At 61.5% G+C, this 13897-nt stretch carries 13 protein-coding genes; 9 read left to right on the forward strand and 4 right to left on the reverse strand.

What is annotated here, in order from left to right; genetic code table 11:
- Window positions 1-180: hypothetical protein (locus HFK74_RS33020; RefSeq protein WP_218953946.1), on the reverse strand; the 180-nt coding region annotated here is incomplete at its 3' end.
- 376 nt (window positions 181-556) lie between these two features.
- The gene (locus tag HFK74_RS32515) at window positions 557-886 is read right to left on the reverse strand and encodes a hypothetical protein (RefSeq protein ID WP_180207163.1); all 330 of its coding nucleotides are present in this window, start codon (window positions 884-886) and stop codon (window positions 557-559) included.
- Between the two features lie 182 nt (window positions 887-1068).
- Here HFK74_RS32515 and potE point away from each other — a divergent pair, with 182 nt between their 5' ends.
- From potE to HFK74_RS32545, 6 genes are all read left to right on the forward strand, one after another.
- A complete protein-coding gene (potE, locus tag HFK74_RS32520; RefSeq protein WP_180207164.1) occupies window positions 1069-2478 on the forward strand; it encodes a putrescine-ornithine antiporter in 1410 nt (469 codons plus the stop codon).
- The gene (locus tag HFK74_RS32525) at window positions 2475-4760 is read left to right on the forward strand and encodes an Orn/Lys/Arg decarboxylase N-terminal domain-containing protein (RefSeq protein WP_180207165.1); all 2286 of its coding nucleotides are present in this window, start codon (window positions 2475-2477) and stop codon (window positions 4758-4760) included. The genes potE and HFK74_RS32525 overlap by 4 nt, the downstream gene beginning before the upstream one ends.
- 181 nt (window positions 4761-4941) lie before the next feature.
- On the forward strand, window positions 4942-5343 hold the full coding sequence (locus HFK74_RS32530; RefSeq protein WP_180207166.1) for a hypothetical protein: 402 nt from the start codon (window positions 4942-4944) through the stop codon (window positions 5341-5343).
- 225 nt (window positions 5344-5568) lie between these two features.
- The gene (locus tag HFK74_RS32535; RefSeq protein ID WP_180207167.1) at window positions 5569-5847 is read left to right on the forward strand and encodes a DUF3303 domain-containing protein; all 279 of its coding nucleotides are present in this window, start codon (window positions 5569-5571) and stop codon (window positions 5845-5847) included.
- A gap of 305 nt (window positions 5848-6152) precedes the next feature.
- Window positions 6153-7421: an OmpP1/FadL family transporter gene (locus tag HFK74_RS32540; protein WP_180207168.1), complete on the forward strand. Its 1269-nt coding sequence runs from the start codon at window positions 6153-6155 to the stop codon at window positions 7419-7421.
- A 47-nt stretch (window positions 7422-7468) separates the two neighbouring features.
- Window positions 7469-8143, forward strand: a complete 675-nt coding sequence (locus HFK74_RS32545; protein WP_180207169.1) for a DUF3313 domain-containing protein — start codon at window positions 7469-7471, stop codon at window positions 8141-8143.
- Window positions 8144-8295: 152 nt separating this feature from the next.
- Here HFK74_RS32545 and ligD read toward each other — a convergent pair whose 3' ends face one another.
- The gene (gene ligD, locus HFK74_RS32550; protein ID WP_180207170.1) at window positions 8296-10896 is read right to left on the reverse strand and encodes a DNA ligase D; all 2601 of its coding nucleotides are present in this window, start codon (window positions 10894-10896) and stop codon (window positions 8296-8298) included.
- A 184-nt stretch (window positions 10897-11080) separates the two neighbouring features.
- Here ligD and HFK74_RS32555 point away from each other — a divergent pair, with 184 nt between their 5' ends.
- Entirely contained in the window at window positions 11081-11524 is a 444-nt protein-coding gene (locus tag HFK74_RS32555) for a cupin domain-containing protein (RefSeq protein ID WP_180207171.1), read from the forward strand.
- A gap of 114 nt (window positions 11525-11638) precedes the next feature.
- Here HFK74_RS32555 and HFK74_RS32560 read toward each other — a convergent pair whose 3' ends face one another.
- Window positions 11639-12388 (reverse strand): tellurite resistance TerB family protein, encoded by a 750-nt coding sequence (locus HFK74_RS32560; protein ID WP_180207172.1) that lies wholly within the window; start codon window positions 12386-12388, stop codon window positions 11639-11641.
- 248 nt (window positions 12389-12636) lie between these two features.
- On the opposite strand from HFK74_RS32560, the gene pcsA reads away from it, so the two are divergent.
- Complete coding sequence (gene pcsA / locus HFK74_RS32565; RefSeq protein WP_180207173.1) at window positions 12637-13359, forward strand: phosphatidylcholine synthase; 723 nt, start codon at window positions 12637-12639, stop codon at window positions 13357-13359.
- A 4-nt stretch (window positions 13360-13363) separates the two neighbouring features.
- A complete protein-coding gene (locus HFK74_RS32570) occupies window positions 13364-13750 on the forward strand; it encodes a DUF488 domain-containing protein (protein ID WP_180207174.1) in 387 nt (128 codons plus the stop codon).
- Window positions 13751-13897 lie beyond the last annotated feature (147 nt).

The following is a 13897-nucleotide window of genomic DNA, read 5'->3' on the forward strand; positions in this document are numbered from 1 at the left end:
CCTCCACTCGGCCTCTCGATGGGGCAAGAAAATCAAAAGCCAGATCAAGATCAAACGCGAGGCGGCCTGACAGCCGACCTGATTTTGCGGGTGTACCCGACCCCCGTAGGAGCCAGGCTTGCCGGCGAAGAACGATAACGCGATACAACAGACACACCGCAGCGCCTGCTTCGCCGGCAAGCCTGGCTCCTACAAGGGATAGGGGTGTCTGGAAAAGTCAGGTCGGCTTTAAGGCCGCCTCGCTTTTGATTTTGATCTGGGTGCCCCGTTAACCACGATGGCCGAACGCAGGCATTGCGCAGTGGGTAAACCGGCAGGACGCCGGTTTAGCCGCGCTGGGCCAAGGATGGCCCATCGCGGCGACCCACGGAGCAATGCCGGAGTGAGGGCATGCCGAGCCTAGCCGAGGCACCGAGTGGTGGGGCAAAGCCTTTTGCTTCCTTTTTGGCGTTTGAAAAAGGGAGTCGCTGTAAGAGCGAAACCATTAGTAGCCGTGACCGCAGAAATGGATATGTACTCAAACAACAATTGCCTACAGGCTTTGACGCGGCATGGATCAACGTTGCGCCAACTTGTACTTCACACAATCGTCATAAAAACTCTGCCGAACCGCCGCTGGCTTGAGCCGTGTCGGGCTGTCGTAAGTTTGTTCGGTAATGCCCATTGCCATCATCCGCATCCACGACTTGGCAAACTTGTACGCCTGGATTTTTTGTCGCGCCGCATACAGCGAAACCCCGGACAACTTGAGTTCCTGTGCTCTTGCCGCCGTGCCCGCACCCCAACTGCACATATAAGTATCACCGGGCTTCAGTTCCCTGGCCTGGGCAGAAACTGTAAGACCCGCGACGCTGAAAAAGGTCAGCACGACCCAGACATTGCGCATTTGCATTCCACCTAACCGCCTGAAAATAAAGCGATTCTGGCGCCAGACGGGAAATCTGGGGGCCAGCATAATGCCTTCTTTGCAATACATTGATTTGCATCAGTAAACGAAAGTCATTTTCTTGCGACATTTCCAAACTTTGCTATAGCTAAGCTCTCACCGCCAACTTATGAGGCAACGGAATGTCAGTCGCAAAAAAAATGAGTGTGGGGCAGCTGACGATGTTGACTGCGGTCAACATGTTGGGCTCAGGCATTGTGCTACTACCGTCGAAACTAGCGGAAGTTGGGGGGATTTCGATTCTTTCCTGGCTGATCACAGCCACCGGTTCCCTCGCATTGGCCTATGCCTTTGCGCGATGCGGGATGCTCAGCCGCAAGACGGGCGGCATGGGGGGATATGCGGAGTACACCTTCGGCAAGGCCGGTAACTACATCACCAACTACACCTACGGCCTCTCGCTGCTGATTGCCAACGTGGCCATCAGCATCACTGCGGTCGGCTATATCCAGGAACTGTTCCACATTGAGCTGAACTCACTGCAAGTGGGCCTGGCGACCATCGCGCTGTTGTGGATCACCACGTTCGCCAACTTTGGCGGTGCGCGGATTACCGGTCGCATTGGTTCGGTCACGGTCTGGGGCGTGATTGCGCCCGTAGTGCTGGTGTCCACCGTTGGCTGGTTCTGGTTCGACAGCAGCGTGTATGCCGCCGGCTGGAACCCGCACAACATGGCCTGGTACGACGCCGCAGGGGCCTCGGTGGCGATCACCTTGTGGGCCTTCCTCGGCCTTGAGTCAGCGTGCGCCAACACCGATGCGGTGGAAAACCCCGAGAAGAACGTACCGATTGCGGTACTCGGCGGCACCCTCGGTGCGGCGGTGATCTACATCGTTTCCACCAACGTGATCGCCGGCATCGTCGACAACCCGGAACTGGCCGCCTCTACCGCACCGTTCGGCCTGGTCTTCGCCAAGATGTTCACCCCGCTGGTGGGCGACATCGTGATGGCCGCGATGGTACTGGCCTGCATCGGCTCGCTGCTGGGTTGGCAGTTCACCATTGCCCAGGTCTACAAGAGCTCGGCAGACACCGGTTACTTCCTGTCGATCTTCGCCAAGGCCAACAAGGCCGGGACGCCCATCGTCGGCATGCTGGTGCTGCTGGCGGCGCAGACGGCCCTGGGGTTCCTCACCATCAGCCCGGACCTCAGCAAGCAGTTCGACACCCTGGTCAACCTCGCGGTGGTGACCAACCTGGTGCCGTACATCCTCTCCATGGCCGCGCTGATGACCATGCAGAAAGTCTCCAACGTACCGCCAGGCAAGGCGCTGGCCACTAACATCATTGCCTGGGTGGCAGCGGCCTACAGCTACCTGGCGCTCTACAGTTCCGGCGAACAGGCGCTGATGCTCGGCGGCGTGGCGACCATCTTCGGCTACACGCTGTTCGGCTTCGTCAACAACCGCCTGATTCGCCTTGAAGCACTCAACAACAGCGTGCCGACACAGACCGTCAGCGCGCAGCACATCACGGGCCAACCGGTGCCGGTCAATAACCTGAAATCAGTCGTACTGGAGACCCAATCATGACGGAATATAGACACTCACTCGGGATGCTCGCGCTGGTGGTCAGCAACCCGGCGGACAAGCGCACGGTGTTTGGTCGCGCCCTGGATCAATTGGTCAGTGACGTAGAGGGACGAGGCGTCAGCGTGCTGGCCTCGGAAAACCTCAGCGATGCCGCGTCGATCCTGCGTTCAGACCCGGCCGTCCAATGCGTGCTGATCAGCTGGGAAATGGACACCAGCGAAGGTCACGAAGACTGCATCAAGTTGCTGGTCAAGCTGCGCGAACGCAACACGCGGGTGCCGGTGTTCCTGATCAGCGACCGGACCACCGCGTCGAGCATTCCGTTACTGGTCATGCAACACGCCGACGACTTCATCTGGCTACCGGAAGACACCAGCCGCTTCCTCAGCGGACGTATCCTGGCGGCCATCGAACGCTATCGCCAGGCCGCCCTGCCCCCCATGTTCGGGGCGCTGGTGAAGTTTGCCAGGTCCTATGAGTATTCCTGGCACACCCCCGGTCATGCCGGTGGCACGGCATTCCTGAAAAGCACCGCGGGCCGGGCGTTCTACGAGTTTTTCGGGGAAAACCTGCTGCGTTCCGACCTGTCGATTTCGGTCGGTGAACTGGGCTCGCTGCTCGATCACAGCGGCCCCATCGGCCAGGGCGAGCGCTACGCGGCCAAGGTGTTCGGCGCCCATCGCACGTACTACGTGACCAACGGTTCGTCGATGTCCAACCGCGTGATCCTCATGGCCAGCGTCACGCGCAACCAGATCGCCCTGTGCGACCGCAATTGCCACAAGTCCGCCGAGCATGCGATGACCCTCTCGGGGGCGCTGCCGACCTACCTGGTACCGACGCGCAACCGCTACGGCATCATCGGCCCGATCCTCCCGCAAACCCTGAGCGCCGAAGGCGTGAAAGCGGCCATCGCCAGCAACCCGATGGTCAAGGACGGCATCGACCCGACGCCGGTCCACGCGATCATCACCAACTCCACCTACGACGGCCTGACCTACAACGTCACCCGCGTCGAAGAACTGCTGGGCCAGAGTGTCGACCGCCTGCATTTCGACGAAGCCTGGTACGGTTATGCGCGCTTCAACCCGCTGTACCGCGACCGCCACGCCATGCACGGCAGCCCGGACGATCACGATGCGTCGAAGCCGACCGTGTTCGCCACCCAGTCGACCCACAAGTTGCTGGCGGCCCTGTCCCAGGCCTCGATGATCCACGTGCGCAACGGCCGTAATCCGATCGAACACGCCCGCTTCAACGAGTCGTACATGATGCACGCCTCGACCTCGCCCAACTACGCGATCATGGCCTCCTGCGACGTCAGCTCGGCGATGATGGAAGCGCCCAGCGGGCAGATCCTCACCAGCGAATCCATCGAAGAAGCGGTGTCGTTCCGCCAGGTCATCTCGCGCATGCATCACGAGATGTTGAGCAACGATGACTGGTTCTTCACCTGCTGGCAGCCGCCGACCGTGCAAGTGGGCAATGCCACGGTGCCGTTCCACGAAGTCGATCCGCAGCTGCTCAAGACCGAGCCCAAATGCTGGGTCCTGCACCCCAACGAGGTGTGGCACGGTTTTGGCGACATCGAGGAAGGCTACTGCATGCTGGACCCGATCAAGGTCTCGGTGCTCAGCCCCGGCATGGGCGACGACGGCAACCTGCTCCCCTCGGGTATCCCGGCCTGTGTGCTGACGGCGTACCTCGGACGCCAGGGCATCGTTGTCGAGAAAACCACCGACTTCACCATCCTGTTCCTATTCTCCATCGGTATTACCAAGGGCAAATGGGGCACGCTGGTCAACGCGCTGCTGGACTTCAAGCGCGACTATGACGACAACGCCGAGCTGGAGCTGTGCCTGCCGGACCTGCTGGCCGGCAACCAGACCCGCTACGCCGGCATGGGCCTCAAGGACCTGGCTGACGAAATCTTCGCCGCCATGAAGCAGCACAAGACCACCTCGGCCATGGCCCAGGCATTCGGCACGCTGCCACAAGCGGTCTTCAGCCCGGTGGAGGCCTACGAGAAACTGGTGCGCAACGACATCGAACTGGTCACCCTGGAACAAGCCGCCGGGCGCATTGCCGCCACCGGCATTGTGCCGTATCCGCCGGGCATTCCCTTGCTGATGCCGGGCGAGAACGCCGGGGCTGCCGACGGTCCGCTGCTGGCTTATCTCAAGGCGCTGGAAGCCTTCGACAGATCCTTCCCGGGGTTCACCCATGACACCCACGGGATCGAAGTCGAGGCCGGGGTTTATCGGATGCTGGTGTTGAAGTAACAGAGCCACGCAATACCCCCTGTAGGAGCGAGCTTGCTCGCGAAGGCATTTTTCCAGTCAACGTTGATGTTGCCTGGCACGACGCCTTCGCGAGCAAGCTCGCTCCTACAAGGATTTTCCCTTCCACATTTGGATCAAGCCTATGGGCAAATTCAATCACAGCGCTCTATGATTGAACCCCATGACCCCCTCCACTCCGATCCGCCAACCCTGCCCGCCCGGCGCCTGCGACTGCGGGCGTGACCCGCTGCTGGAAACGCCCGGTGCGGACCTGCGCATCCTGTTCCTGACTCGCGCAGAAGAAAAACGCCTGGTCGAACGCCTGGAAAACCTGCAAAGCCTGCAGGACCTCGAGCACCTGCAACGGCGGATGTTCGAGCAGTTGGGCATTCGCGTGGACATCGCCCCCGGTTTCAATGAAGTGCGCACCATGCGCGGTATCGGCATTCACATCGGCGAACTGCCTGGGCTGTGCCGCAAGACCCGGGCAGCGATCCCGGCGGCGATTCGCCGGGCCATGGAAAAGCGTCCGCAAATCGCCTATGAACTGCTCAACGCCAACGACCTGTTGCGCGACGCCTGATCATCCCCCACCGCTGTTTCGCCGCTGAAACAGGCGCCCCACACACCCCCTGTAAAAGAGGATCGGCGGTCGTACGTGAAGTGCGCGGCGCTGCTATGCCTTCTGCAGGGAGCAGTCGTTTCAGGCCAGACAGGATGACGCTGGCAAGGCAAACGTGACCGAGGTCCCGGCGCCAACCCGGTGCGCGAAGACAGACAGGTGCCGATCCCTGGAAGGAGGTGGCAGATGTTGTTCATCGTCAGCTGGAAAATCAGTTCGGCCAATCGCAACAGCGCGATCGAACGCTTTCTCAAGACCGGTGGCGCGCCACCGGAAGGCGTGAAGATGCTCGGACGCTGGCACGCCGTCGGTGGCGCAGCCGGCTTTGGCGTGGCCGAGGCCAATGATCCGGTACCGATCCAGAAGTGGGTACTGCAATGGAGCGACCTGATGACCATGGAGGTCCAGGCGGCACTGACTGACGATCAGATAGCGCCGCTGCTGGCAGCCGCTGCCGGCAGGTAATGGCATCGAGGCGGCGGGACAGGCTCGCCGCCTCGATTCGTGAAGATGAGGCAACCCGTTCAACATCGACGGCCGTTACCGCTTCGCCGAACACTGGACATGCAGCCTCGACGGCCTGTTCTGACCTTGGGCCTGAACTATCGGTTTTAACTCGCTAATTACTGGATATTTCACGAGACCTACCTACGCTCTTTCGCGAAGGGAGACAAATTTTATGGCAGTCAGGAGACTGCCCCGAGGAAATTCACGCAGGGGGCCAGCGATGGCCGCCGGTGTTTGTAATGGGCTGGCATAAAGGTAACCCGATGCAGCTGAAAAATTGCACCCTACCCGCCGTCTCACTGCTCGCCCTGTGCTGCCAGCAGGTACACGCCGGCGGCATCATGCTTTACGAAGTCGGCACCGATAACGTCGGCCTGGCCAACGCCGGTGCCGCCGCCCGGGCCCAGGGCCCCTCCACCATCGCCAGTAACCCGGCGGGCATGAGCTACCTGCCGGGCACGCAAATCACTGCCGGTTTGCAGGTGCTTTACGGCGATATCACATTCGATCGCGACGATGGCACCAACGTGTCGGGCAGTGGCAGCGGCAACGCCCTTGATCCGATGCCCGGCGCCAGTTTTTTCGTCAGCCATGAACTCGACGACCACTGGAGCGTCGGCTTCGGTCAGTACGGCGATTTCGGGCTGGCGGTCAATTACGACAACGACTGGTCGGGGCGCTACTTTGCGCAGAACTCCAGCCTGCTAGGCCTGTCGATGGTGCCCAGCGTGGCGTACCGCTTCAACGAGGAGTGGTCGGTGGGCGTCGGCGTCAAGGCCATGTACGGCATGTTGCAGGCCCAGACCGCCATCGACCGTTCGCCGTTCGGCTTCACCGACCGCGGCGACGGCCAGTTCAAATACAAGGACAAGGATTGGGGATTCGGCGCCAACGTCGGAGTGATCTACGCCCCGCAACCCGGGACCCGCGTAGGCCTGACCTACACCAGCAAGGTCGATCTGGAGTTCGAGGACGGCCTGGACATAAAGGGCAACGGACCGCTGTTGCAACGCCTCGACGGCACCACCACCAAGCTCGACATCACTGTGCCGCAAACCGTTACCCTGAGCCTGTTCCAACAACTGGACCGGCAATGGGCGCTGCTGGCCTCGGTCAACTGGCAGGACTGGTCGGAATTCGGCGATATCGGCATACAGGTCGACACCTCGGCAAACGATGCCCGCTCAACAAACATCGACGCCGGCTTCAAGGACACCTGGCACCTGTCACTCGGCGCGCAATACCAGGCCACCGAGCAACTGCTGTGGAACGTCGGCATGGCGTACGACAGTAGTGCCGTGTCCGACGGCAAGCGCTCGGTGATCGTGCCCATGGCCGAATCATGGCGCATTGCGACGGGCGCCACCTATGCTCTGAACAAGGACACCGACGTCAATCTCAGCTGGGCAATGATCTGGATGGGCGACATGCCGGTAGACCAGAGCAAGGACCTGTCGGGAAATCGAATTTCCGGTCAGTTCGACAGCGCCTGGATTCAAACGGTGACGGGAAACATGACCTGGCGTTTCTGATTCACTGCCAACGAAAAAACGACTTTATCCAAGGAGCACACAGCACTATGAACCTGACCCGTAGATTACTTGTCGGTACTGCCCTGGCCGGGCTCCTGCTCGGCGGTTGTACGTCGAAAGTCACCGAGAAGGAGCAGTACTCAGGCTACCTGTCCAACTACAACAACCTGCAGGAAGTCGAAACGCCCAGCGGTGGCACGGCGATGCGTTGGGTGAGCCCGTCGTGGAACCCGAATGCCTATGACACCGTGGCCTTTACCCGTCTGGAAATGTACCCGGCGCCCAAGCCTGATGAGCGGGTCAACAAGCAGACGCTCAGCGACATTCAGAACTACATGACCAACAAGGCCAAGGCCACGCTCGGCCAGAAATATCGCGTGGTCTCCAGCCCGAGCGCAGCGCCGGCCGGTTCGAAAGTCCTGGTCATGCGTGCCGCCATCACTGGCGTGAGTGCCTCCAACGAAGGCATGAAATGGTATGAAGTGGTGCCCATCGCTGCCGTCGTCGGGGCCACGCAAGCAGCCACCGGGCACAGGGATCAGGACACTGAACTGTTTATCGAAGCCGAGTTCATCGACGCGAAAAGCAACCAGACCGTGGCCAAGGTTGTACGCAAGGTATTTGGCAAGCAGCTGTCAAACGAAAGCCAGAAAGTCACCGCGCAGGATTTCAAGGCGGCGATCGACAAGCTCGGATCTGACTTCCAGGCGTTCCTCAAATAACACGATGGCTGGCGCTTCTGTAGGAGCCAGGCTTGCCGGCGAACCATACGCCGCGGTGTAACAGGTACACCGCGTTATCGTTCTTCGCGGGCAAGCCTCGCTCCTACGGGCGAACCAGACATCGCGGTGTATCGGTTGCACCGCGTTCTTCATCAGGTCTTTTTCATCCCCACCCGCCGCCGCATCTCGGCCGTAATCGTCTGCCGGGTTTTTTTCATGTCCGCCCAGGGCCCGTCGCCCACTTCGGCCAGGCGTTCGAGAACAGTGTGGATGTTCCACTGGTTGCCACCCTTGAGCTCGGCAATCTCCTCACGGTAGATCGGCACCGACACCGGCAGCCCTTCGCGGGTACGCACGGCGTAGGCGCAGATGGTGGTCGCGCCCAAGCCGTTGCGCAGATAATCGATGAAGATCCGCCCCACCCGGTTCTTCGGCCCCGACACCGCGGAAAAACGCTCCGGCAGCATCTTGGCCATGTGGCTGACAATGGCGTGGCTGAAATCCTTGACCTCGTCCCAACCGAGCTTGCGGGTCAGCGGCACCACCAGGTGGATGCCCTTGCCGCCGCTGGTCTTGAGGAACGCCTTGAGCCCCAGCTCATCGAGCACCGTCAGGGTCAACTGGGTGGCCTCGACCATGCGCTTCCACGGCAGCGCCGGGTCGGGGTCGAGGTCGAGGACGAAGCGGTCGGGTTTGTCGAGGTTGTCCGAGGTGGCATTCCAGGTGTGTAGCTCGACGGTGCTCATCTGCACCGCGCCGATCAAGGCTTCGGCATTGTTGATGAGCATCATCGGCTGGCCCGTGAGTTGCGGGTCGAGGGTAGTGATGCCGGGGATCGCCAGGCGCTCGGCGTTTTTCTGGAAAAACAGTTCGCCGGCGATCCCATCCGGCGCACGCACCAGCGCCACAGGCCGGTCCTTGAGCTGTGGCAAAATCCACTCGGCGACGCTGGCGTAATACTGCGCCAGCTGCACTTTGGTGGTGCCACTGCCGGGGTCGATCACCCGGTCCGGGTGGGTGATGCGCACCTTGCCCTGGTCCAGGCCGATTTGCGACGGCGCAGGTTCGGCTTTCTTCTTCGCAGCGGAAGGTGTGGCCGCGGCGGTTTTTTTCGCGGAGGCGGTTTTCACGGCAGTCGCACGCTCCTCGGTGATGTCTTTGGCAGGTTTGTCGTCACGCAGGCCATGGAACACCGCATGGCGTACCGAACCGTCCCTGGTCATTTCGGCAAAGGCCACCTCCGCCAGCAGGCGTGGTTTGAGCCAATGCACAGCCTTGAACTCGGCACCGTCGGGCGGGTTGACCACCGAGGGTTTCTTCGTCTTCAGGGGCTTGAGTTGTTGATGAATGCTGTTGAGGGTTGCCTCGGTAAACCCGGTGCCGACCTTGCCGGCGTAGCGCAACTCACCGCTGTCGCGGTCATGCAGGCCCAGGAGTAATGCACCGAAGGCGTTGCGTGAACCTTTGGGGTCGGTGAAGCCGACGATGACGAATTCCTGTCGATGCTTGCACTTGAGCTTGACCCAGTCACTGCTGCGCCGCGATACGTAGGGCGAGCCCAGGCGCTTGCCGATAAGGCCTTCCATCTGCATTTGGCAGGCGCTGTTGAGCAAGGCCTCCGGGTCTTCGCCGAAGGCATCGGAGAAGCGCAGCAGCGGGTCTTTGCAGGTTGTGAGCACCGTCGAAAGCGCCGCCCTGCGTTCCTCGACAGGCACCTCGCGCAGGTCCACACCATTGAGGTAGGGCATATCGAACAGGTAGTAGAGAATATTGCCGCTGCGGCCGGCCTCGAAGGCGTTTTGCAGGGCCTGGAAGTCCGGTACGCCTTGCTCGTCGGCCACTACCATTTCGCCGTCCAGCCAGGCCGATTCCAGGCCCAGGGACACCAGCGCCTTGGCCTGGTCGGGCAACTTGTGGGTCCAGTCGTGGCCGTTGCGGGTGAAGAGCCTGACCTCGTCGTGGTCGATGCGCGCCATGATCCGGTAGCCGTCGAACTTGACCTCATAGCTCCACTGCCCGCTCGGGGCCTTTTCCACCAGCGTTGCCAGTTCCGGTTTGATCTGGTCCGGCAGTTCGGCCTTGCGCGCGCCGGTGAGTGGCGCGGACTGTTCCTTGCGCGGCTCTTTACGAGTTGGGGCCGCCGGCTGCTTGATGGCCCGGGCTTTGGCGGCCTTGGGTGTCCTTGCTACGAGGGTGCGTTCGCTGAGCACGCTGTCGGGCTCGGCGGCAACCACGTCGTACTCACTTTCAGGCCGGGCGGCACCGTCCTGGTGCTTGATCAGGAACCACTGCTCCTGCTTGCCCGGCATGTGCGTGCGCACAAGGTTCCACAGGCCGCCGAGCTTCTCGCCTTGCAGTTCGAACTTGAGCCGGCCCTTGGCGTAGGCCTTGGCCGGATCTTCCTGGGGAATCCACACGCCACGGTCCCAGACAATGACATCGCCGGCACCGTAGTGACCTTCGGGGATGCTGCCTTCAAAGGTCGCGTAATCAAGCGGGTGATCTTCAACATGCACCGCCAGGCGCTTGACCTTGGGGTCCAGCGACGGTCCCTTGGGCACCGCCCAACTCTTGAGCGCACCGTCGAACTCCAGGCGAAAGTCGTAGTGCAGGCGCGAGGCATCGTGCTTCTGGATGCAGAACTGCAAGGCATGATCCCGGGCTTTTTTTCTGCCCGAGGGCTTGACGGCGACCGGTTCCGACGTCGCTGAAAAGTCGCGCATGCGGTTGTAGTCATCGAGGTTCTTGTTCATGGCTCACCTGCGAGGTGCTGCAGGGCGCTGGATCAGCACTTCCCTCTCTCAGCAGAGCGAGTCATGGCGAGAAAAATTCCATCGCCGTCGAAACTGCCCGGACGGACGGCCCCGTGCCGCAGCTGTCGGCGGGCGCTCAAGCGCCTACAATCGGTGGGTGCCGCCTCATCCCCGGAGAGCAATCATGCGCACGGTTCACGTCCTCCAGGCCCCACCGGCATCGGTCAATGTCGTTGGCGAAACGATCACTGTCCTGGCCGGCGGCGATCTGAGCAAACCCTTTGAAATGCATATCCAGGAAGGCGTGCAAGGTGGCGGCCCGCCCCCGCACTTCCACCCGTGGGACGAAGCGTTCTACGTGGTGGATGGCCAGGTCGAAGTGACCGTCGAAGGCACCTGCACCACCGTCTCGGCCGGGGGCTATGTGCACATTCCCGCCGGGGCGATCCATGCCTACAGGAACGTCAGCCCCACTGCCAGGATGATCGGCGTGGTGTCCGATCCACGGGGCGGGCAGTTTTTTACGGCGATGGATCAGTTCAAGGTACCCGAGGATCTGCCGCGGATATTCGAGGTGGCCGAGCGCTTTGGCGTGACGTTCCTGGTGCCCGAACCACCGGTTTCCTGATCGCCCCAACCACCTTGTAGGAGCTGCCGCAGGCTGCGATTTTTTGATTTTTTGCGCCTGAAAAATCGCTGAAGATCAAAAGATCGCAGCCTGCGGCAGCTCCTACAGGGGCCGTCAGGCGGTGCCCCGGGCCTGCTGTTCCAGGTGTACCTGCAAATCCGGCTCGATGCCCAGCGCCGCGGCCAGTTCATCCAGATAACTGCGCTCGGCATCCTGTTGATCATCCACCAGCATCACACTGGCCAGGTACATCTCGGCGGCCATGCCGGGGTCGGTGGCCGACTGTGCCACCTCGGCAGGGTCAAGCGGTTTCGCGGCTTCCTCATCCAGCCACTGCTGCAACTGCGGATCATCAGTGTGCCGGGCGATTTCGGCATTGATCATCCGCGTCTCGGCGTCGTCGAAGCGGCCATCGGCCTTGGCCGCCGCGATCATTGCCCGCAGGATCGCATGGCTGTGCTCCTCGACTTCCGGGCCGGCCAACATGTCCACCGTACGCATCGCCTGTTGTGGCGCCTGCTGTGGCTGTGTGGCCTGGTTGCGTTGCCAGGCCTGATAGGCCTGGAATGCCATCATCCCCAGCGAAGCCAGCGCTGCATAATTGGTACCACCGCCGGAACGCGATTGGGTTGAACCGCCCATCGACGAGCCTCCGCCCAGCAAGCCACCAAGCAAGCCGCCCAGCCCACCCATGCCGCCCGCGCCCGCGCTGGCACTGCTGGCGCCGCCACCGCCCAACAGGCCGCCAAGCAAACCGCCCAGGTCACCCAGGCCCCCTTGAGCCGACGCCCCACCGCCGCTCTGTTGCGCCATCGAGCCCTGGCCGGCCCGCAGTAATTGTTCGAGCAGATCGCTGGTGTTCATGACGACGTCCTCATCGATGGGAGTGATCCAGTCAGACAACGATAGTCCTCGCGCGTAAATGTGCTACCACCGTCCGGCTGACGCCCTGCCGATTTATCCAGAGTATTTTTTGCCGACGCAGCTAAGATTCATAGGGGGTGAACCTTATTCCCGGATACCCGGTCGATACCTGCAACCCCACCCCGGTTTGCCGCCGCCCGCCCGATGAGGGCGATACTGGCTTGCTTCACTTCCTGGAGAGCGCCCCCGTGATATCGACCCTACACATCGCCAGGCTCAAAGCCTGGGGTGCCCATGGTTTTACCGCCACCGGCGTAGTCACCGCCTTCCTCGCGACCCTTGCCCTGCTCGATAACCAGCCGACCAATTGCCTGCTGTGGCTGGGCGTGGCCCTGATCGTCGATGGCCTGGACGGCGCGCTGGCGCGCAAGGTCAACGTGCAGTCGGTGTTGCCGAGTTTCGACGGCTCGATTCTCGACCTGGTGATCGACTACCTGACCTATGTGTTCATCCCGGCACTGTTCATCTATCGCTACGTCCCGTTGCCGGACTACACACTGCTGCTGACCGTGTCGCTGATCCTGGTGTCGTCGCTGTTCTGCTTCTGCAACGTCAACATGAAAAGCAAGGACAACTATTTCCAGGGCTTCCCCGCCGCCTGGAACGTGGTCGCCCTGTGCCTGTACATCATCGCGCCGTCACCCTGGATCACCTTCCTCACCGTGATCGGCCTGGCCCTGTTGACCCTTACCCGCATGAAATTCCTGCACCCGTTCCGCGTGCGCCGCTTCATGCCGATCAACATTGCCGTGACGGCGATCTGGCTGCTGTGCAGCCTGTCGCTGGTGATCAACCACCCGGTGATCAATCCCATGGTCATGGGGCTTTGGCTGCTGATGTCGGCGTACTTCCTGGGGATCTGCTTCTGGCGCACGGCGCTTGAGTGGTTCGACGAATCGCGGCTCAAGTAGCGCCATGCCGATACATATTGTGCGCCTGGGCACCCCGCGAAAACCCGACGAAGGCCTGCGCCTGGGCACTGTGCGCCGCCCACCCCGTGGCGTACCGAAGGCCGAGTTTGCCCGCCGGGATTTCTACGACGTCTGGCAGCCGCTGCTTTCCCCCAGCCCGGAGCTGGTACAGCAGGCCCAGGCCGCTGAAGACGACAAGGCCTGGAATGCGTTCAGGCGCAAGTTCAAGGCCGAAATGAACCACCCGGCCCCCAGTCAGTTGCTCGATCTGCTCGCCGCCCTTTCGCATCACACCTCACTGGCGGTGGGCTGTTATTGCGAGGACGAAGCGCATTGTCATCGCTCGGTGTTGCGCGAGTTGCTTGAGGCGCGGGGGGCGGAGGTTCTGTAGGAGCCCGGCTTGCCGGCGAAGGCGTCCTGAAGGCCAATGGGGATTTTGTTGACTGTGTACATATCCATTCCTGCGGTAACGGCCACTCAGGGTTTCGCTCTTACAGCGAGTCACTTGGAAGAGCCCCAAGTAACCAAGGGCTCTTGC

It is taken from the genome of Pseudomonas sp. SbOxS1 (assembly GCF_013416725.1).
Classification (GTDB): Bacteria; Pseudomonadota; Gammaproteobacteria; order Pseudomonadales; family Pseudomonadaceae; genus Aquipseudomonas.